The organism is Janthinobacterium amylolyticum (assembly GCF_051380655.1).
Taxonomy (GTDB): Bacteria; Pseudomonadota; Gammaproteobacteria; order Burkholderiales; family Burkholderiaceae_D; genus Janthinobacterium.
Genome location: NZ_JBNYXL010000006.1, coordinates 128,666 through 146,975 on the forward strand (window position 1 = coordinate 128,666; position 18,310 = coordinate 146,975).

Consider the following 18,310-nt stretch of genomic DNA (forward strand, 5'->3'; position numbering starts at 1 on the left):
GCGGACGCCATGGCGCCGGCGCGGCGCGCGCGACTGGCATGCAGATACAAACTCGCTACAAATCTCCCGCCATGCCACTTGACCGGGCGCCAGGCGGCGCTTCGGGCGGCGCCTTTACCCGGTTGGCCGGATTGACAGCGGGCACCGGCATCAGCCCGCACCCGCCCGGAAAAACAAGGCGCCCGAGGCAGCAGTGGCAAGAGGCGCCCTGCAGTTGACGCTGGCGCCGCGATCAGAACTGGTATTTGACGGAGGCAACCATCGTGCGTTCGTTGCCAGGATAATAGCTGTTATATGCGCGCGAGGCAGCGTAGCGGCGGTCAGCCAGATTGCTCACCGACAGCGCAAGGCGCCATGGGCCGGTCGTGTAATGCAGCGTGGCGTCCAGCAGCGCGACGCCGCCTTCGGCCGAGGTATTGCCCACGTCGTTCCAGCGCCTGCCGATATAGCGCACGCCGCCGCCGAAGCCGATGCCGTTGTCCATGGCGTAGTCGAGCCACACGGACGCCGATTGCTTCGGCACCTGGATCGGCATCTTGCCGAATTCGCTCCGGTCGGCACTCTCCAGCACTTTCATGTCCAGCACGGTATACGCGGCGATGACGTTCAGGCTGCGGGCCAGCTCGGCCTTTGCCTCCAGTTCCAGGCCGCGCGAACGGACGAGACCGATCTGGCGCTGATCCAAGGTGAGCTGATCGGTGGTAAGCACGTTCGATTTGCGCAAGTCGAAGATGGCGGCGGTGAACGAGGTGCGCGTACCTTGCGGCTGGTATTTGATGCCGGCCTCGACCTGCTTGCCGCGCGTCGGCTGCAGGGGCCTGCTGTTGCTGTCGACGCCGCTGCTTGGCATGAAGGAGGTGGCATAACTGATATACGGCGCCCAGCCACTGCCGATCAGATAGCTCAAGCCGCCCCGGCCGCTGAACTGATTGTCGGTCTGATCCTGGCGGGAGTTCCCGATGCGGTCGGTAGTTTCGGACTTTGCCCGGTCCTGGCGGCCGCTGAGCGTGAGCACCCAGCGGCCGTCGATCTTGATCTGGTCCTGCGCGTAAAGGCCAAGCTGCTCGGTGATCTGCGTGCTGCTGCGGTCCAGGGTAGAGGGCTCCGGCACCGGCAAGACATTGATGGGCTTGCGCAGGTCGAGGCTGGGGGCCGGTCCCGAAAAATCCTCGCCGGCGAGGCGGATGCGGGTCGCGTCGATGCCCAACAGCAGCGTGTGCTCGACGCTTCCCGCACGCACGCGGCCTTGCAACTGCGCATCCGAGGTCCACTGGCCGTGGCGTTCAAAAAATGCGCGCGCGCTGCGCGTCAGCGTGTAATTGTCCGGCAACAAAGCGTCGCGCAGGATGCGCTTGTCGGTGCGCGCATGGAAGTAGCGCAGGTTGTGGCGCACGCTCCAGTTGTCATTCAGATGGTGCTCGAACAGGTAACCGAGCGAAGACTGGCGGTTCCGGATGCGACTGTAGTCGGGGTCGCCGCGCACGATGCCGGTGTTGCGGCCGGCGTTGTCCATCACATAAAAAATATCGTCGCTGGCCTTGTTATCGAGATATTCGCCGAGCAAGGTCAGCGATGTGGCGGCCGAGGGCTGCCAGCGCAGCGAGGGAGCCAGGTAAGTGCGCTTGCTGGAGAACGGCGTGCCGTCGCCATAGCGCATCTGCGAGTTGCGGTCCAGACCCAGGCCGACCACGCGGTAGCTCAGCGTGTCGCTGGCCGTCCCGCCCAGGTCAGCGGCCACTTGCTTGCGCTGGAAGGTGCCGTACTGCACCTCGACTTCGCGCAGCGGCGTGTTGCCGGGCATCTTGCTGACGCGATTGATGATGCCGCCGGCATCGCCCTGGCCGAACAGCACCGAGGCCGGTCCGCGCAGCACGTCGACACGCTCGACGCCGTAGGATTCGGTGACCGAATAGGCGGGCAGGACCAGGCCGTCGCGGTAGCCGGCGATGCCCGACGTGGCGTCGAAGCCGCGCATCAGTATCCATTCGATGCCACGCGGGTCGAAGCCCCAGTTGCTGACGGTAACACCGGGCGTATAGCGCACGGCTTCCATGATGTCCTGGGCGCCACGCGCATCCATTTCCTCGCGGCCGATGACCGACACCGACTGCGGCACTTCGAGCAGCGGCGTATCGGTCTTTGTGCCTGTCGCGCTGCGGCGCGCCACATAGCCCGGTACCGGACCGGTGGCCGTTTCCGGCTGCTCGCCGCGCACCGTGATTTCCGGCAGGGTACTGGCAGGTTCAGCCGATTCAGGCGCGCGGACGTTCTGTGCCGACGCCGCAAAACTCAAGAATGCGGCGGCCGTCCCGAAAGCGGCAGTGAGCGCGGTGTGGAGCGGGCGTTGCCGCAGCAGGGAAATAACAGGCATGAAGGAAGGTCTCTCAAGGATGAATTGGTGATTTGCCAAGCAGCCAAATGATAATAATTCTTATTTACATTGACTGCAACAATTCGAGAGATTTTTGTTACTGAAAAGTAACATGAAAGGATGGCCGCCTAACTTCCCTATTGGCAACACCGTGCGGCAGCAACGAAATACGTGGGCGCCGGCGGCAATGGAAAGTAACAAGCAGGCAGCAAAAGAAACCAATGGTGGACAAGCTTGCCTGTAGGCGGGCCGCCGGGAGGTGATGCAAGCGGCGGCGGGCGCACCGCTTTATCTGAATGACAGCGCCGCCTTACAGCGTGATGCCAAGGATGACATCCTGGTAATCGGTGCGGCCCACGCGGAAGGTGCGCCGGCCCAGCTGCGCAAAGCCGCAGCGCGTGTAGAACGCCAGCGCATCGTGGTTTTCCGCGTACACGCCCAGCAGCACCCGCCCTGCCCCGGCGGCGCGCGCCTGGTCGAGGGCCGCCTGCATCAGGCGCTGGCCCACGCGCTGGCCCTGGAAGCGGTGCAGCAGATAGATGCGCTTGATTTCCAGGTCGTCCTGCCGCGGGTCGGCCACCGGCAGGCTGGCGGGACTAAGCACCAGGTAGCCCACGGGTGCGCCGCCGGGCGTGGCCTCGGCCAGCCACAAACGCATGGCGGGCAGCGCCAGCCAGTCGCGGTACAGTTCCACGTTGTGCTGGCGCTGGCAGTGGGCGATGACGTCGGCGCCATCGAGGATGCCGGCGAAGGCTTCCAGAAAAGTGGCTTGGCCCACCAGCGCCAGCGCTGCTTCGTCGCCCTTCACGCAGGGCCGGATGGCGATCGGATTGTCCGTGTCTGCATTCATATCGCTTGCCATATTGCGCTCCTCAAGGAAATCAAGCCGGGCGAAGCCGGCTTGAGGGTCATAGCATGATGTGCTGCCCGAACTTACTTTCCGCCCAACGGCACCTCGCACAGGCAGTGCGTGAGCGCCATGAACGGTTTGTGTTCGCGCGTGATGCCCGACAGCCAGGAGAGATCCTGCGCCATGCCCAGCGCCGCGTCGGCCGGCAGGCCCGTGCTGGCCAGGCCCAGTTTCACGTGCTCGCCCAGTCCCAGCGAGGCCATGGCCTTGGAGCCGAACATGCCGATCAAACGGTCGACGTTCGAGGTTTCCTGTTCCATGTAGGTGACGCGGTAGTCGGCGCCCAGCTTGGCGCGCTTGGCGGCGGAGGCCAGCGCGTCGCCATAGCTGCCGATGCGGTCGACCAGGTTGCGCTCTTTCGCCTGCAAGCCTGTCCACACGCGGCCCTGCGCCACTTCATTGATCTTTTCCGGCGTCGTCTTGCGCGCCTTGGCGGCCAGGTTCAGGAAGTCGCCATACACGTGGTTGATCGAGCCCTGGATCACTTGCGCGAAGCGCGGGTCGAGCGGACGCAATGGATTGCCCGCGTCGGCCAGCCAGGTGGTCGGCGAGCCGGCCGTATGGATGCCCAGCTTTTCCACCACCTTGTCAGCCGTCGGCAGGATGGCGAACACGCCGATGGAACCGGTGATGGTGGCCGCGTCGGCGATCACTTCATCGGCCGAGGTGCTGATCCAGTAGCCGCCCGAAGCGGCCACGTTGCCCATCGAGACGACCACCGGCTTGCCGGCGGCGCGCGTCAGTTCCAGTTCGCGGCGGATCAGCTCCGAGCCGAAGGCGCTGCCGCCCGGCGAATCGACGCGCAGCACGACGGCCTTGATCGACTTGTCTTCGCGCGCCTGGCGGATCAGGCGCGAGGTGGACAGGCCGCCGATGGCGCCCGGTGGCGCCACGCCGTCGCCGATTTCGCCCGAGGCGATGACCACGCCGACGGCGTCGCCTATGTGTACGGGGCGCAGGCGCGCCAGGTAGTCGGTGTAGTTAACCTGGCGGAAGTTCGTGCCTTCCGGGTTTTTCGCGCCGCGCGCCATCATGAACTGGCGCAGTTCGTCGCGCGTTTTCAGGCCATCGACCAGCTTGCCATTGAGCGACAGCTTGGCGATGTCGCCGCCGGCCTCCGTCATCATGGCAGGCAGGTTGTCGATCGTTTGCATGATGGCGCCGGCCGGCAGCTTGCGCGATTTTTCCACGTCGGTCGTGTAGGTCGTCCACAGGCCGCTATTCAGGTAGCGGTCCGCCTCGGCCGCCGCTTCGGACGGGCCGTTGGCGATGTAGGGCTCGGCCGCGCTTTTATACGTGCCCACTTTCAGCAGGTTGACCGTCACGCCCACCTTGTCGAGCGCATCGCGGTAGTAATTGCGGTAGCGTCCAAAGCCTTCCAGCATGACGCCGCCCATCGGGTGCAGGAATACCTCGTCAGCCTTGGCGGCCACCAGGTACTGGCGCTGGTTGTAGCTCGAACCCCAGGCCGTCACCTTCTTGCCGGTGGCGCGGAAGCGCTCCACGCCGGCCGCCACTTCGCGCAGCGAGGCCAGGCCGCCGCCCTGCAATTCATCGAGCAGGATGACCATGGAACCGATGTTCTGGTCCTTGGCTGCCGTGTCGAGCACCGCCAGCACGTCGCGCAGCTGCACGCTTTTCTTGACTTCGCCGCTGACATTGGCCAGCACCGCCTCGCGCACGCCGCCCGGGGTTTCTTCCACCAGCGGGCCTTGCAGGTCCAGCACCAGGGTGGTCTTTTCACCCAGCGGCTTGACGCCGCCGCCGAAGATGGCGATCAGGATGGCGATGACGATCAGCAGGAAAATCAGGTTGAAGACGGCACGGCGTGTGGCGTCCAGCGCGCGCCAGAATGCGCCAAAGCCGCGACGCAGCGGCGGGAAGGGGTTGAGTGACATCGATGCTCCGTGAGGTTGTGTACCTAAAGGAAACCAATATAGCTGAAAATGGCCGCTATCGTCTTCGGATTCGTCTTATTTTGACAAGTATTCCCCGTCTTGCCCGCCCTGCCCTGCCGGTGTGGAAATGAGGAACAGGCCGGCCAGCACCAGGGCGCCATTCAGGATCAGCAATTCCAGGCCGATGCGGTAGTGTTCAAACAGCAGCGCCTGCTCCTGCTCGACCAGCGCGCACAGCAGCGGTCCCGCCACGGCCACCAGCGGCACCCAGCGGTCGCGCACGCCACGGCGGCACAGCAAGCCAAAGGCAAACAGTCCCAGCAGCGGGCCATAGGTATAGCTGGCCAGTTTCAAAATCACGCCGATCATGCTGGGATCGTCAAGCCATTTGAAGGCCATGATGAGAACCAGGAACAGCGCCGCAAAACCCAGGTGCACGCGGCGGCGCCAGCGCATCTGCTGCGCCGCAGTCAAATCCTGCCGGCGCTGCACGCCGAGGATGTCGATGCAGAAAGTGGAGGTGAGCGCCGTCAGCGCCCCGTCCACGCTGGGAAACAGGGCGGAAATGAGGGCAATGAAAAAGATCAGCTGTACCACGGCCGGGAAATGCCCGAGGACGATGGCGGGGAACAGTTTATCCCCTGTCGCTGTCACGCCGGCCAGCGGCGCGTACAGGTGCAGCAGGCCGCCCAGGAACAGGAACAGCAGCAGCAGCACGGAGGTAAGCACCACGGTCAGGCTGAGCATGTTCTTTTGCGAGTCGCGCAAGGTGCGCACGGAGATATTCTTCTGCATCATCTCCTGGTCCATGCCCGTCATGGCGATGGTGATGAACATGCCGGCCAGAATGTGCTTCCACACATAGGCGGGGCTGTCCGGATCGGTGTTGAAGATGCGCGTGAGGCCTTGCGCGCGCATGCGCTCGAGGCTGTCGATGAGCGACACATCCATTTCGCGCAACAAGAATACGCTGCAGATGACCAGGCCCGCCAGCATGCACGCCGTTTGCAGAGTATCGGTCCAGACGATGGTTTTCACGCCGCCCTCATACGTGTACAGCAGGATCAGCAGCAGCACGACGCAGGCCGTCAGCCAGAACGGCACGCCCAGGCGGTCAAGGATGGTCGCTTGCAGGATATTGACCACCAGATAAAGCCGCGCCGTCGCGCCCAGCAGGCGCGAGAGGATGAAAAACGCCGCCCCGCTCTGGTAGGCGCGCCGGCCCAGGCGCAGTTCCAGGTAGCGGTAAATCGAGGTCAGCTGCAGCCGGTAGTACAGCGGCAGCAGAATGAAGGTGATGGCCAGATAGCCGAGCACGTAGCCGATCATCAGCTGGATGTAGCCGAAACCGTTGTTCCCCACGGCGCCGGGCACGCTGATGAACGTCACGCCGGTGAGCGTCGTGCCGACCATGCCGAAGGCCACCAGCATCCAGTTGCTGTCCCTGTTGCCGATGAAAAAGCTGTCGTTGGTGGCATGGCGCGAGGTGCGCCATGCCACGCCCAGCAGGATCAGGAAATACGCGAGGACGACGGCAAACAGGATGAGGGGGGACATGGGCGCTGCGCTGGCGGCAAAGGTGAACAGGGGCAGAAATATACAGCAAAGCCCCTGTTCATGCCGGCGTCAGCAGCCGGTCGGTTTGACTTTCTCCACTTCCAGGCCGAACCACGGGCGCAGACGCGTGCCGATGACATTGCCGAGGAAGGCGCAGACCAGCCACAGCCAGCCATGCAGGCTGCCCGAGATGATACCGCTGAAGTAGGCGCCGATATTGCAGCCGTACGCCAGGCGCGCGCCGTAGCCGAGCAGCAAGCCGCCGACGATGGCGGCGATCAGCGAACGGCGCGGGATGCGCCACACGGGCGCGTAGCGACCGGCCAGCGCCGCCGCCAGCATGGCGCCCAGCACGATACCGATATCCATCACGGACGTCTTGTCTTGCGTGATCGGCGCGGCCAGCGCGGCCGCGTTGGCCTTGGTCGACCAGTAGGCCCAGCTGGCCGTATCGATGCCGATCACGGACGCGGCTTTCGCGCCCCACAGGGCAAACGCGGACGTCACGCCCCACGGACGACCCGACAATGCCAAGGTGGCGAAGTTCAGCACGACGAGCGCGATGGCGCCCGCCACCAGCGGCCACGGACCATGCAGCCATGGCGACGCGTGCGCCGGGCGCAATGCCGGAGCGATGAGCTTGCCATGGCGGCGCTTTTCCACCAGCACCGTGATGCCGGCGATCAGCGCAAAGACGATCCAGTTCAGCGCCAGCGCGGGCGCCAGGCCCAGGGTCGTGACGAGGGAAACGGGTTTGAGCTGCGGCAGCGCCGTCCAGAACGGCATGTGCGCCGTGCCGATCACCGAGCCGATAATAAAGGCGACCAGGGTGATGATCATGCGCGTGCTGCCCCCACCGACTGTATACAAGGTGCCAGAGGCGCAGCCGCCGCCCAGCTGCATGCCGATGCCGAAGATGAAGGCGCCGACGATGACGGAGGTGCCGGCGGGCGACACCAGTCCAGCGACGGGCGTGCCGAACAGGTTGCCGGCCGACAGCGCGGGGAAGAACAGCGCCACGCCCACGGCCAGCATCAGCATTTGCGCGCGCAAGCCGTCGCCGCGCCCGTCGGCGATGAAGACGCGCCAGGCAGACGTGAAGCCGAAGGCCGCGTGGTACAGGGTGATGCCCAGCAAGGCGCCCACCACGTACAGCGCGGCCTGGTTGATGCCGACGGTTTGCGCCAGATACCAGGCCCCCAGCAGGATCAGCACCAGCGCCACGCCCAGCGGTTTCGGATTGATCTCGGTGCGCAGGCGCACGGGTGAAGTTGCTGTATCGGACATGGGGAATGGGAGGTAGAGGAAAAGTAAACGCCATTCTCGCCCGTTTTGGTGTTTTCTGCCAGCAAGTTACTTGCAGACGGGGCCGGCCGGCACGCTAGGCCCCGGCCAGCCCACACGCTGCCTTAATGCCCCACCGCGTGAATCGACTTCTCGCCGCCGCTGCGCGCGGGAATGGGATTCAAGCGGTCCATGCGGCCGCTCAGGGCCGTCAAGCCGAACGCGCCCAGCACCACCAGCGCGCCGATCCAGCCCGTATGCACGAGGCCCAGGTGTTCGACGATGAGGCCGCCGCCCCAGGCGCCACCGGCGATGCCCAGGTTAAACGCGGCGATGTTCAGTCCCGAGGCCACGTCGACGGCGCGGGGCGTGAAGTGTTCCGCCTGCTGCACCACATACACTTGCAGACCTGCCACGTTGCCGAAGGCGACGGCGCCCCACAGCAGTACGGTGATGACCACCAGCACGAGATGCGGCGCCGTAAAGGTCAACAGCAGCAAAACAGACGCCAGCAGCAGGAAGATCAGTTTCAGGGCGCTGACCGGGCCTTTCTTGTCGGCCAGCTTGCCGCCCCAGATATTGCCGAACGCCACAGACACGCCATACACCAGCATCACCACGCCCACGGCGCCGGCGCTGAAGCCCGACACTTGCTGCAAAATCGGTGCCAGATAGGTAAAGGCGATGAAGGAGCCGCCATAGCCGACGGCCGTCATCGCATACACCAGCAGCAGGCGCGGCTGGGCCAGCACCTGCACTTGCTGCAGCAGGGAAGCAGGCTTGCTGTGGGCGATGTTCGCTGGCACATACAGCAGGCTGCCGACAAAGGCCACCAGGCCCAGCGCCGAGACGGCCAGGAAGGTTTCGCGCCAGCCGAAATGCTGGCCGATGAAGGTGCCCAGCGGCACGCCCGTCACGAGCGCCACGGTCAGGCCCGTAAACATGATGGCGATCGCGCTGGCCGCCCTGTCTTTCGGCACCAGCGACGTGGCGATGGTCGAGCCGATCGAGAAGAACACGCCATGCGCCAGCCCCGTCAGGATGCGGGCGACGACCAGGGTTTCATAGCCCGGCGACTTCCATGCAAGCAAGTTACCCAGGGTGAACAAGACCATCAGCGACAGCAGCAAGGTCTTGCGCGGGATCTTGCCCGTCAGGGCAGTCAGTACGGGCGCGCCGACGGCCACGCCCAGCGCGTACAGGCTGACCAGCAGGCCGGCCGACGGCAGGTTCACGCCCAGGTCGGCGGCGATGGTGGGCAAGAGCCCGACGATGACAAACTCGGTGGTTCCGATGGCAAATGCGCTGAGGGTCAGCGCGAGCAAGGCAATGGGCATGAAAGACTCCGATCAATGATGTTGGCATGCAGTATCGGGGTTTTCTTTGTGCCGAAAAATACCTGATCGGGCAGAAGATAATTGCGCTCAAATCAACAATAAGGGGATCTGCTACACTGGCCGCATCAACACGGGGTCATCACCATGAATTCAGACAAACTGGCGCTGCTGCTGACGCGCGAAATGCCATACGGGAAATACCAGGGACGCTTGCTGGCCGACTTGCCCGGCCATTACCTGGGCTGGTTCGCGCGCGAGGGTTTCCCCTCGGGCGAACTGGGCAGCCTGATCGCACTGATGTACGAGCTCGATCACAACGATTTGCGCGGCCTGCTGGACCCGCTGCGCACGCACAAGTCGCCATGGCGACCGGGCGAATAAGGCCAAGGTCAAGGACGCCTTAACACTCGCGCACTTTCCTGGCCAGCATGGCGCTGAACTCGCCGTTTTCCACCAGCGCTTGCAGCTCGCTGGCGCCACCGATCAGCACGCCATTGACAAAAATCATGGGGAACGTGGGCCAGCCGGACCACATCTTGAGCGCATTGCGGCGGTGCCACTGGTTCAGGTAGCTGCCGTACTGCAGATACTTGTATGGCGTGCCCAGCACGTCGAGGATTTTGCGGGCCTTGCGGGGAAACGGATTGAGCGCCATGCCGACGACGACCACCTGGTGCGCCGCGATGGCGGCCTGCACCTCGCGCACGATGTCCTTGTGCTTGCTGCCGATCAAAGGGCGGGCGGCGGGATGGATCTGGCTGTCGTCGAGAATGGCGCGGGTCATGAAAGTCCTGTCGTGGTGATGCGTGGGCACCTGGGTGCGGATGGCGCATTGTGCCATGCCCGCCCAGCTGGCGCGCAATCAACGCAGGCAAAGCACGACAGCCGGCGGGCGCCATGCTAATGTTGCCAGGTTAACACTCCCCCAACGACCGCATGCCTGCCCTGAGTTCCCGCCTCCAGTACCTGCGCAATGCCGAAGCCCTCTGCTGCCTGGCCTTGCCGCTGGCGCTCTGCTTGCACTGGCACAAGTCCGCCGCCGTTGCCTGGGAGCTGCGCGCCCCGGCCCTTGCCCTCGTATGCTATTTGCTGCTGCAAGGCGTGCTGTACTGGCACCTGAAGCTGGGCTCGGTCGTGCGGCGCCAGCCCTTGCCCGCGTATTTCCAGCCCCTGTTCCGCGTGCTGAAAACCACGAACCTGTTCTGCATCGCCGCCGTGGCCGCCTTTGTCTCCTTTGTCGCCTTTTTCGCCCCGCGCAGCAGCGCCGGCACGCCGCTGGCGGACGTGGCGTGGTCGTATGGCTTGCTGGCGTTCGCCGTGCTCGAACATATCAACTACTACCATTACCAGCTGATGTACGACACGCGCGCCGCCCTCGCCAGCCTGCGCCGCAACGGCCGCCTGCGCAAGGCGGCGCTGGGACTGGACCTGCGGCGGCAGGTCGGCGCCTAGGCGCGCCGCGCCTGCGTGCAAGGCGGCGCTGCATCGCCTGCCACGCTCAAGCCCAGCATGGCGACGGCCTCTCCCGCCTCGACCCTGGCGACTTGCCGCACGATCTCCGGCAGCATGGCCTTGATGCGCTGCGCCTCGCTGGCGGGCAAGGCCGCACTGGCAATACCTTCAAGCATGTCCAGCACAGTGACATCGATGCGGTAGCGGCGCGCGGCAGCGCAGCGGCGCGCACCTCCGGCCGCCTCCACGCTGGCGTCGATTGCCTGCACGAAACGCCGCGCCGCCTGCGCCGTTTCCAGCAGCGGCCCGCCCCGCGCGCGCAGCCGCTGCAGCTCCGTCATCAGTTGCCAGGCCAGCGGCGGGACGCCATGGCACACGGGCGGCCTACGGGGCAAGGCCCGACGCGCGCATCTCTGCCACCAGCGTGGCGACCAGCGCCGCCGCCGGCATCGCGCGGGCCAGCGGCGCGCCCTGCCCGGCCCAGTGGGCGGCGTAGCCATGTTCGCCAGCCTTGGCGGCGGCCGCATGCAATTGTTTGGCGGCATCATAAGCGACGGGATAGTCGGCGGGCGGCGGGCTGCCTGGCGCGTCGCCATGCGCGATCAGGCGGTTGGCGATGCCGCGCGCAAGGCGTCCGGACAGTGACGCCGTCAGGCGCGTGTGCTGTGCGCGTTCGCTTTGCAAGGTCTCGCGGTAGGCGGCATTCGCGGCGGACTCCGGGCACAGGATGAAGGCCGTGCCCAGCTGGGCGCCCGCCGCGCCCAGGTCGAGCGCGGCGCGGATGCCGGCGCCATCCATGATGCCGCCGGCCGCGATCACGGGCAAGCGGCTACGCTTGACGAGCAGGCGCAGCAGCACGGCCATGCTCCAGCCTTCATCCGGCGCCGCAGGATCGAAGACGCCACGGTGCCCGCCCGCTTCCACGCCCTGGGCGACGATGGCGTCGATGCCCGCCTGCTCGATCACGGCCGCTTCCTGCAGGCTGGTCGCCGTCGCCATGGTGCGGATGCCCGCCTGGCGCAGCGCGGCCAGCTTGTCCGCGGGCGGCAGGCCGAAATGAAAGCTGACGACGGCGGGACGCAGTTCCAGCAGCAGGCGCAAGGCCTCGTCGCCCTGGTTGAAGGAAGGATAGATTTCCGCCAGGGCGGACGGCACCGCAATGCCGGCCTGCGCAAACAGCGGCGCCAGGTGGGCCAGCCAGGCCGCTTCACGGGCTGCGTCGCGGCGCGCGGGGACGTGGCAAAACACGTTCACGTTGAAGGGCTGGCCCGTCAGGGCGCGCGTCTCGGCGATCATCTGGCGCGCCTGCGCCGGCGTGCCGGCGCCGATGGCGAGCGAGCCGAGCGCACCCGCATTGGCAACGGCGGCCACCAGGCCCGGCGTGGCCACGCCCGCCATCGGCGCCTGGATGAGTGGATACCGCACAGAAAGTTGTTCAAAGAAATTCAGGGATGAAGACATGCGCGTTTCCTTCCGATGACAGACTATTGATTCTCAAATACAGAATAGATATATAATATCATTCTCACTGGAGAAATGATATGGATTCCGAATCGCTGAAGATTTTCTGCGCCGTCGCCGCAGAACTGAGCATCACCAATGCAGCGGCGCGCCTGGGCCGGGTGCCGTCGAATGTCACCACGCGCATCCAGCAGCTGGAAGCGCAGATGGGTGCCGCGCTGTTCCTGCGCAGCGGCAAGCGCATTGCCCTGTCCGGCGCCGGCGAGCGCTTTCTCGACTATGCCAAACGCATGCTGGCGCTGGAAGAGGAAGCGCGCCACGTGGTGACGGGCGGGCGCGATGGCGGCGCCTTGCGCATCGGCAGCATGGAAAGCACGGCCGCCAGCCGCCTGCCCGCCGTGCTGGCCAGCTACCATGCGCGGCACCCGGCGACGCGGCTGGAACTGCGGACGGGAGCATCGCGCCAGCTGCTCGAACAGGTGCGCACGGGCAAGCTCGACTGCGCTTTCGCAGCCCTGCCGCCGGCGATGGATGGCCACGCCGACCTGGCCGACATGGGCTTGCAGGCCAGGGCCATCTGGACGGAAGAGCTGTTGCTGCTGCTGCCGGCCGGCACGGAAAATGTGGCGGACGCCCGCGCCGTCCAGCCGCGTTCGCTGGCCGCCTTCCCGCACGGCTGCACCTACCGGGGCGCGGCGGAAGCATGGCTGGGCATTGCGGGCGGCGGCGAGTGGCAGATCCAGGAAATGAGTTCGTATCACGCCATGATCGCCTGCGTGGCGGCCGGCGCCAGCGTCAGCGTGCTGCCAGCCAGCGTGCTGCAATTGAGCCCGGCAGCGGCGGTGCTGCGCAGCATCGGCCTGGGGAGCATGGATACCTGCCTGGTGTGGCGCCAGGGCTTCGACGTGCCGGCCTTCCAGAACCTCGCGGGCCAGCTCTGGCCAGCAGGCGCATGAACGCCGCGCCAGGCCCGTCCGCGCTGCATCCGGCCGCCGCCGCGGCGCTGGTGATGGCCATCGGCATGGGCTTTGGCCGCTTCGCCTTCACGGCCATCTACCCGCACATGCTCGACGAAGGCCTGCTCAGCCTGGCCGAGGGCGGCTGGGCCGCTTCCGTCAACTACGCCGGCTACCTGCTGGGCGCCCTGCTCGGCATGCGCGCCAGCGCCGCCAGCGCGCACCGCCTGTGCCTGTGGTCCATGCTGGGCACGGCGTTCTGCCTGGCCATCCTCGCCATCGTGACCTCGCCCCTGCTGCTGATCTTTGTGCGCGGCATCGCCGGCGTGTTCAGCGCACTGGCCATGATCGCCGCCTCGCTGTGGCTGCTGGAACAGCGCCAGCAGGCGCACAGCGCGCCGCTGCTGTTTGCGGGCGTCGGCATCGGCATCGCCGTGTCGGCCGAACTGCTGGCGCTGGGTACCTGGGCCGGCCTGCACAGTCATGGACTGTGGCTGCTGCTGGGCGGCGCCAGCCTGCTGGCCGGCCTGTTTGCCGCGCGCGGCCTGATGGCGGCAAGTGCCCAGGCCCCTGCAGCCTGTGCGCCCGCAGGCGCGGCGCAGCTGGCCCCTGTCAGGGCGGCGCCGCTGGTCATCGTGTACGGCCTGGCCGGCTTCGGCTACATCATCACGGCCACCTACCTGCCCACCCTTGTCAGGAGCGCCTTGCCGGACCTGGACCCGGCGCACGTCTGGGCCGTGTTCGGCGTGGGCGCGGCGCCGTCATGCTTCCTGTGGTACCGCCTGCATCAGCGCCTGGGCACGCGCCAGGCCCTGTTCTGGAATCTGCTGCTGCAAGCCGCCGGCGTCATCCTGCCCGTGTTCGTGGCCAGCGCGGCCGGCTATCTGCTCAGCGCCGTCCTCGTGGGCGCCACCTTTACGGGCACGGTGACCATCGCCATGCCGGCGGCACAGCGCATCGCGCGCCTGTCCAAGGCCAGGCTGGTGGCCAGCATGACCGTGGTATATGGCATGGGCCAGATCGCCGGCCCGCTTGTCGCCGGCGCCCTGTACAGCCCCGGCCACGGCTTTGCCCTGTCGCTGGGCGCGGCCGCCGCGGCGCTGGCGGGCGCTGGCGTCATGAGCCTGCTGGCGCTGTAGCCCGGCAAGCCGGCCGCGTGCCTCTTAGCCGCCCAGCGGCACGTGCAGCCCCATCTTCAGGCATGTGAGCGCCACCGAGGTGCGGTAGCGCCGGATATTGTCGTCGCCGCCGAACAGTCGCTCCGTCAGCGCCTCGTATTCGGCCATGCTGCTGGCCGTGATGATCAGCAGATAGTCGGCCTCGCCGGTAATCCCGTAGCATTGCTGGATGGCCGGTTCGGCCAGGATGCGCGCGCGCATGGCCGCCGTGCGCTGCGGGTGTTCATCGTGCAAGTGCACTTCCACCGTCAGGATCAGGGGACGGCCCAGCCGGCTGGCATCGAGCACGGCCACTTCGCTGCGGATCACGCCGCTGTCGCGCAGGCGCCGGATGCGCCGCTGCACGGCCGGTGCCGACAGGTGGACGGCCTGGGCGATCTCGCGCTGCGAGGTCGTGCTGTCACGTTGCAAGATGGCGAGGATGGCCAGGTCGAAGGCATCGAGCGCAGGCTCGGCGGCGGCATTGGTGAGCGAAAGTTGCGTCATAGTGGTCAAAATGGAGTGCAAATATCAGATCAGACACAATAAACTTTCGCCATTCCGATATCAAGCCTTAAGTGCCCCACCATGCCATTACGCCGCTATGCCTCCTTCGTTCCCTTGCTGGCCATCCTCGGCTCCGTCACCTGCCTGGGACTGGGCACGTCCTGGGCCAAGCACAGCCTGTTTCCGCTGGTCGGCGCACAAGGCACCACAGCCGTGCGCGTGGGCTTTTCCGCCCTCTTGCTGCTGCTGTTCTGGCGCCCGTGGCGCTGGCAGCTGAGCCGGGCAGACCTGCGCACGGTGGCGCTGTATGGGGCCGCGCTGGGCCTGACCAACCTGTGTTTTTACATGGCGCTGCGCACGATTCCCTTCGGCATCGCCGTGGCGATCGAATTTTCCGGCCCGCTGGCCGTCGCCCTGGTCGCCTCGCGCCGTCCGCTCGACTTCGTCTGGGTGGCGCTGGCCGTGGCAGGGCTGGGCTTGCTGCTGCCGCTGGGCCACGACATCAGCAATCTGGATCCCGCCGGCGTGCTGTTCGCGCTGGCGGCTGCCGTCTGCTGGGCCAGCTACATTCTCTTCGGCAAGCGCGCCAGCCACTTGCACGCGGGCCATTCCGTGTCTCTGGGGCTGACCATGGCGGCGCTGGTGGTGGTGCCGGTGGGCGTGGCGCACAGCGGCACCGCCCTGCTCGCGCCCGTGGTGCTGGCCACGGGACTGGGCGTGGCCCTCGTTTCCAGCGCGATTCCCATCTCGCTGGAAATGGTGGCCCTGAAGCGCCTGACCCCGCAAGCCTTCGGCATCATGAGCAGCATGGAGCCGGCCGTCGCCGCCATGCTGGCCTTCATGCTGCTGGACGAGCGCCTCGACGCCCCGCAATGGCTGGCCATCGGCATGATCATGGCCGCCTCGATGGGCAGTTCCTACATGGCGCAGCGCATGAAAAAACCGCCGGCCCGCCAGAGCATCCTGCCCTCGTGAAGCCGGGCGCACGGCTCACCGGGCCTGCGCCCCGTGCAGCCGGGCCGTGCGCCAGGCCAGCAGCGACGCGAGCAGCAGCAAGGCGGCGCTAGCCACGAAGGTGGCGCGCAAGCCGTGGCCATCTGCCAGGATGCCGCCCATGGTGGAACCGCAGGCGATGCACAGCTGCACCACCGCCACCATCAGGCCGCCACCGGCTTCTGCGTCGCCGGGCAAGACTTGCGCCAGCCATGACCACCAGCCCGTGGGCGCCGCTGTCGCCAGCATGCCCCACAGTCCCAGCAGCACGAAGACGGGCAAGACCTCGCCGCCGAACGCCACCAGGCACAGGGCGATGACGGCCATCAGCAAGGGAATGGCGACGAGCGTGCGGTACAGGCCGCGCCGCAAAAACGTGCCGATCAGCGCCGTGCCGACCACGCCCGCGAGGCCAATCACCAGCAGGATCATCGACAAGGTGGGCAGGCCGACGCGGGTGACGGATTCCAGGAACGGCCGCACATAGGTAAACAGCACGAATTGCCCCATGAAAAACATACCTACGGCCAGCATGCCCAGCGCCACCAGGCGGTTCCGCAACAGCTTGAACACATTGCCACTGGCCGCCACGCCCGGCACCGCCGGCATCGATGGAAAGCTGAACCATTGCCAGGCCAGCGCCAGCAGGGCCACCGGCACCAGGCATAAAAAGGCGCCGCGCCAGCCGATGCTGCCGCCCAGGTAGCTGCCCAGCGGCGCGGCCACCACCGTGGCCAGTGCATTGCCGCCGTTAAAGATGGCCAAGGCCCTGGGCACCTTGGCGCTCGGCACCAATCGCATGGCCACGGCCACCGACATGGACCAGAAGCCGCCCACCACCACGCCGATCAGCGCGCGCCCGGCCATGTACATGGCATAGCTGTTGGCCAGCCCCACCACCAGTGCGGAGACGCACATCAGGCCCGTCAACAGCAGCAGCAAGGTCTTGCGGTTCATCGACGCGGCCAGGGTCGAGATGGACAGGCTGGCCAGCACGGCAAAGGCGCCCGAGATCGCGATGCCATAGCCGACCAGGCCTTCGCTGACGCGCAAATCGGCTGCCAGCGGCGTGAGCAGGCTGACGGGCATGAATTCGGAGGCGATCAAGGTAAACACGCACAGGGTCATGGCAAGAATGCCGCCCCAGTACGCGGGCGCTTCGCCTGCCGGCACGCCTGGCGCTATCGGCGCCATGCGCGGCAATGCCGCTTCACCGTGCAGCGCGGTCATGCTGGCAGGGCCCGCTGGAAGAACGACGCCAGCTTGTCCCAGGGTATCAAGGTGACGCGGTCGTACAGGTCGACGTGGCCGGCGCCGGCGACATAATGCAGCTCCTTCGGCTCGGCGGCGCGCCGGTAGGCATCCTCGCTGAACTCCTTCGAGTGGGCCTGGTCGCCCGTGATGAACAGCAGCGGACGGGGCGAGATCGTCTCGATATCCATGAAAGGATAGAAATTCATGAATTTCACGTTGCTGCTCAGGGTGGGACGGGTGGCACGCTCGGACAGCTGCCCGGCCGGAAGGTAGGCGCCGCGCGGCGTGCGGTAAAAATCGTGGAATTCGCGCTCGATGGCACCGGGGTTGGCGCTCAGTGCGGGCAGGGTGCCGCTCGTGTAGGCGGTGGCGCCGCCGGCAAACTCCACCTGGCGCTGGCGCGCGGCCGCGGCGATATACGCCTGGCGCTGCGCCAGCGTTTGCGAGTGGCGCAAGCCGTGGCGGCTGGCGGCGCCCATGTCGTACATGCTGACGGTGGCGACGGCCTTGATGCGCGGATCGATCTTCGCCGCGCTGATGACAAAGCTGCCGCTGCCGCAAATGCCGATGGCGCCGATGCGTTCGCTGTCGACCAAGCCTTGCGCGCACAGAAAATCGACGGCCGCGCTGAAATCCTCGGCATAGATATCGGGCGAGACGGCGTTGCGCGGCTGCCCTTCGCTCTCGCCCCAGAACGACAGGTCGAGCGACAGGGTAACGAAGCCCAGCTCGGCCATCCGCGTCGCGTACAGGTTCGCGCTTTGCTCCTTGACGGCGCCCATCGGGTGGCCAACGATGAGGGCGGCGTGGCGGCGCGTACGGTCCAGCTGCGCCGGCACAAACAGATTGCCGGCGACCGTCATCTGATACTGGTTCTGGAAGCGCACGGGCTGCAGCGTCACCTTGCCGCTCTGGTAGAAATTATCGGCGCCATCGGCTGCAGCTGGCGCGGCTGTGGCGGCCGGCGCGGCGGCGAAAGCGGGCATTCCCAGCACGGAAAGCGCGCCCAAGGCCGCCATGCCCGTGCCGGCGGCCTTCACGAATGCACGGCGGCCAGGCTGATTGGTCGTTTTCAAGCTTGTCGTCTTCATGCTGATGCTCCTTTGAAAGTCAGGACACCATCTTGCCGCAGGCATGCGCTGTTGATAAGCGGGTACAATCTTGATGTAGTTA

Annotated in this window: 17 protein-coding genes; 5 read left to right on the forward strand and 12 right to left on the reverse strand. The window is 66.3% G+C overall.

The window, feature by feature from the left end; translation table 11 throughout:
* Positions 1-232: 232 nt before the first annotated feature.
* The 6 genes from ACQ4WR_RS14195 to ACQ4WR_RS14220 all read right to left on the reverse strand — a co-directional run bounded on the left by ACQ4WR_RS14195 (position 233) and on the right by ACQ4WR_RS14220 (position 9,357).
* Complete coding sequence (locus ACQ4WR_RS14195; RefSeq protein ID WP_436487980.1) at positions 233-2,293, reverse strand: TonB-dependent siderophore receptor; 2,061 nt, start codon at positions 2,291-2,293, stop codon at positions 233-235.
* A gap of 388 nt (positions 2,294-2,681) precedes the next feature.
* A complete protein-coding gene (locus ACQ4WR_RS14200; protein ID WP_436487982.1) occupies positions 2,682-3,233 on the reverse strand; it encodes a GNAT family N-acetyltransferase in 552 nt (183 codons plus the stop codon).
* A gap of 71 nt (positions 3,234-3,304) precedes the next feature.
* Positions 3,305-5,179 (reverse strand): signal peptide peptidase SppA, encoded by a 1,875-nt coding sequence (gene sppA / locus ACQ4WR_RS14205; RefSeq protein ID WP_102299191.1) that lies wholly within the window; start codon positions 5,177-5,179, stop codon positions 3,305-3,307.
* Positions 5,180-5,254: 75 nt separating this feature from the next.
* Positions 5,255-6,736 (reverse strand): sodium:solute symporter, encoded by a 1,482-nt coding sequence (locus ACQ4WR_RS14210; protein ID WP_436487984.1) that lies wholly within the window; start codon positions 6,734-6,736, stop codon positions 5,255-5,257.
* 69 nt (positions 6,737-6,805) lie between these two features.
* Entirely contained in the window at positions 6,806-8,023 is a 1,218-nt protein-coding gene (locus ACQ4WR_RS14215) for a YeeE/YedE family protein (protein WP_436487986.1), read from the reverse strand.
* Positions 8,024-8,145: 122 nt separating this feature from the next.
* On the reverse strand, positions 8,146-9,357 hold the full coding sequence (locus tag ACQ4WR_RS14220; RefSeq protein WP_436487988.1) for an MFS transporter: 1,212 nt from the start codon (positions 9,355-9,357) through the stop codon (positions 8,146-8,148).
* 144 nt (positions 9,358-9,501) lie between these two features.
* Here ACQ4WR_RS14220 and ACQ4WR_RS14225 point away from each other — a divergent pair, with 144 nt between their 5' ends.
* A complete protein-coding gene (locus ACQ4WR_RS14225) occupies positions 9,502-9,738 on the forward strand; it encodes a DUF3820 family protein (protein WP_102299184.1) in 237 nt (78 codons plus the stop codon).
* A gap of 19 nt (positions 9,739-9,757) precedes the next feature.
* On the opposite strand, the gene ACQ4WR_RS14230 is transcribed toward ACQ4WR_RS14225, so the two are convergent.
* Positions 9,758-10,141 (reverse strand): glutaredoxin domain-containing protein, encoded by a 384-nt coding sequence (locus ACQ4WR_RS14230; RefSeq protein WP_436487990.1) that lies wholly within the window; start codon positions 10,139-10,141, stop codon positions 9,758-9,760.
* Between the two features lie 152 nt (positions 10,142-10,293).
* Here ACQ4WR_RS14230 and ACQ4WR_RS14235 point away from each other — a divergent pair, with 152 nt between their 5' ends.
* Complete coding sequence (locus ACQ4WR_RS14235; RefSeq protein WP_436487992.1) at positions 10,294-10,809, forward strand: hypothetical protein; 516 nt, start codon at positions 10,294-10,296, stop codon at positions 10,807-10,809.
* Here the strand turns inward: ACQ4WR_RS14235 and ACQ4WR_RS14240 are convergent.
* Positions 10,806-11,186 (reverse strand): hypothetical protein, encoded by a 381-nt coding sequence (locus ACQ4WR_RS14240; protein WP_436487994.1) that lies wholly within the window; start codon positions 11,184-11,186, stop codon positions 10,806-10,808. The genes ACQ4WR_RS14235 and ACQ4WR_RS14240 overlap by 4 nt on opposite strands.
* 7 nt (positions 11,187-11,193) lie before the next feature.
* On the reverse strand, positions 11,194-12,270 hold the full coding sequence (locus ACQ4WR_RS14245; RefSeq protein WP_436487996.1) for an NAD(P)H-dependent flavin oxidoreductase: 1,077 nt from the start codon (positions 12,268-12,270) through the stop codon (positions 11,194-11,196).
* Positions 12,271-12,350: 80 nt separating this feature from the next.
* On the opposite strand from ACQ4WR_RS14245, the gene ACQ4WR_RS14250 reads away from it, so the two are divergent.
* Together ACQ4WR_RS14250 and ACQ4WR_RS14255 are read left to right on the forward strand one after the other, a co-directional pair.
* Positions 12,351-13,226: a LysR substrate-binding domain-containing protein gene (locus tag ACQ4WR_RS14250; protein ID WP_436487998.1), complete on the forward strand. Its 876-nt coding sequence runs from the start codon at positions 12,351-12,353 to the stop codon at positions 13,224-13,226.
* Positions 13,223-14,365: a YbfB/YjiJ family MFS transporter gene (locus ACQ4WR_RS14255; protein ID WP_436488000.1), complete on the forward strand. Its 1,143-nt coding sequence runs from the start codon at positions 13,223-13,225 to the stop codon at positions 14,363-14,365. Before ACQ4WR_RS14250 ends, ACQ4WR_RS14255 begins: the two co-directional genes overlap by 4 nt.
* A 24-nt stretch (positions 14,366-14,389) precedes the next feature.
* On the opposite strand, the gene ACQ4WR_RS14260 is transcribed toward ACQ4WR_RS14255, so the two are convergent.
* Positions 14,390-14,890: an Lrp/AsnC family transcriptional regulator gene (locus tag ACQ4WR_RS14260; RefSeq protein ID WP_102294444.1), complete on the reverse strand. Its 501-nt coding sequence runs from the start codon at positions 14,888-14,890 to the stop codon at positions 14,390-14,392.
* 81 nt (positions 14,891-14,971) lie between these two features.
* Here ACQ4WR_RS14260 and ACQ4WR_RS14265 point away from each other — a divergent pair, with 81 nt between their 5' ends.
* Entirely contained in the window at positions 14,972-15,865 is an 894-nt protein-coding gene (locus ACQ4WR_RS14265; RefSeq protein ID WP_436488002.1) for an EamA family transporter, read from the forward strand.
* Between the two features lie 15 nt (positions 15,866-15,880).
* Here ACQ4WR_RS14265 and ACQ4WR_RS14270 read toward each other — a convergent pair whose 3' ends face one another.
* Together ACQ4WR_RS14270 and ACQ4WR_RS14275 are read right to left on the reverse strand one after the other, a co-directional pair.
* Positions 15,881-17,011 (reverse strand): MFS transporter, encoded by a 1,131-nt coding sequence (locus ACQ4WR_RS14270; protein WP_436488326.1) that lies wholly within the window; start codon positions 17,009-17,011, stop codon positions 15,881-15,883.
* Positions 17,012-17,109: 98 nt separating this feature from the next.
* The gene (locus ACQ4WR_RS14275; RefSeq protein ID WP_436488328.1) at positions 17,110-18,123 is read right to left on the reverse strand and encodes an alpha/beta hydrolase; all 1,014 of its coding nucleotides are present in this window, start codon (positions 18,121-18,123) and stop codon (positions 17,110-17,112) included.
* Positions 18,124-18,310 lie beyond the last annotated feature (187 nt).

What these genes read in the sequence shown, in the direction of transcription:
- ACQ4WR_RS14200 (WP_436487982.1), bottom strand. Translation starts at nt 3,233, where the DNA reads ATGGCAAGCGATATGAATGCAGACACGGACAATCCGATCGCCATCCGG.
- sppA (WP_102299191.1), bottom strand. Translation starts at nt 5,179, where the DNA reads ATGTCACTCAACCCCTTCCCGCCGCTGCGTCGCGGCTTTGGCGCATTC.
- ACQ4WR_RS14210 (WP_436487984.1), bottom strand. Translation starts at nt 6,736, where the DNA reads ATGTCCCCCCTCATCCTGTTTGCCGTCGTCCTCGCGTATTTCCTGATC.
- ACQ4WR_RS14215 (WP_436487986.1), bottom strand. Translation starts at nt 8,023, where the DNA reads ATGTCCGATACAGCAACTTCACCCGTGCGCCTGCGCACCGAGATCAAT.
- ACQ4WR_RS14220 (WP_436487988.1), bottom strand. Translation starts at nt 9,357, where the DNA reads ATGCCCATTGCCTTGCTCGCGCTGACCCTCAGCGCATTTGCCATCGGA.
- ACQ4WR_RS14225 (WP_102299184.1), top strand. Translation starts at nt 9,502, where the DNA reads ATGAATTCAGACAAACTGGCGCTGCTGCTGACGCGCGAAATGCCATAC.
- ACQ4WR_RS14230 (WP_436487990.1), bottom strand. Translation starts at nt 10,141, where the DNA reads ATGACCCGCGCCATTCTCGACGACAGCCAGATCCATCCCGCCGCCCGC.
- ACQ4WR_RS14235 (WP_436487992.1), top strand. Translation starts at nt 10,294, where the DNA reads ATGCCTGCCCTGAGTTCCCGCCTCCAGTACCTGCGCAATGCCGAAGCC.
- ACQ4WR_RS14245 (WP_436487996.1), bottom strand. Translation starts at nt 12,270, where the DNA reads ATGTCTTCATCCCTGAATTTCTTTGAACAACTTTCTGTGCGGTATCCA.
- ACQ4WR_RS14250 (WP_436487998.1), top strand. Translation starts at nt 12,351, where the DNA reads ATGGATTCCGAATCGCTGAAGATTTTCTGCGCCGTCGCCGCAGAACTG.
- ACQ4WR_RS14255 (WP_436488000.1), top strand. Translation starts at nt 13,223, where the DNA reads ATGAACGCCGCGCCAGGCCCGTCCGCGCTGCATCCGGCCGCCGCCGCG.
- ACQ4WR_RS14260 (WP_102294444.1), bottom strand. Translation starts at nt 14,890, where the DNA reads ATGACGCAACTTTCGCTCACCAATGCCGCCGCCGAGCCTGCGCTCGAT.
- ACQ4WR_RS14265 (WP_436488002.1), top strand. Translation starts at nt 14,972, where the DNA reads ATGCCATTACGCCGCTATGCCTCCTTCGTTCCCTTGCTGGCCATCCTC.
- ACQ4WR_RS14270 (WP_436488326.1), bottom strand. Translation starts at nt 17,011, where the DNA reads ATGACCCTGTGCGTGTTTACCTTGATCGCCTCCGAATTCATGCCCGTC.
- ACQ4WR_RS14275 (WP_436488328.1), bottom strand. Translation starts at nt 18,123, where the DNA reads ATGCCCGCTTTCGCCGCCGCGCCGGCCGCCACAGCCGCGCCAGCTGCA.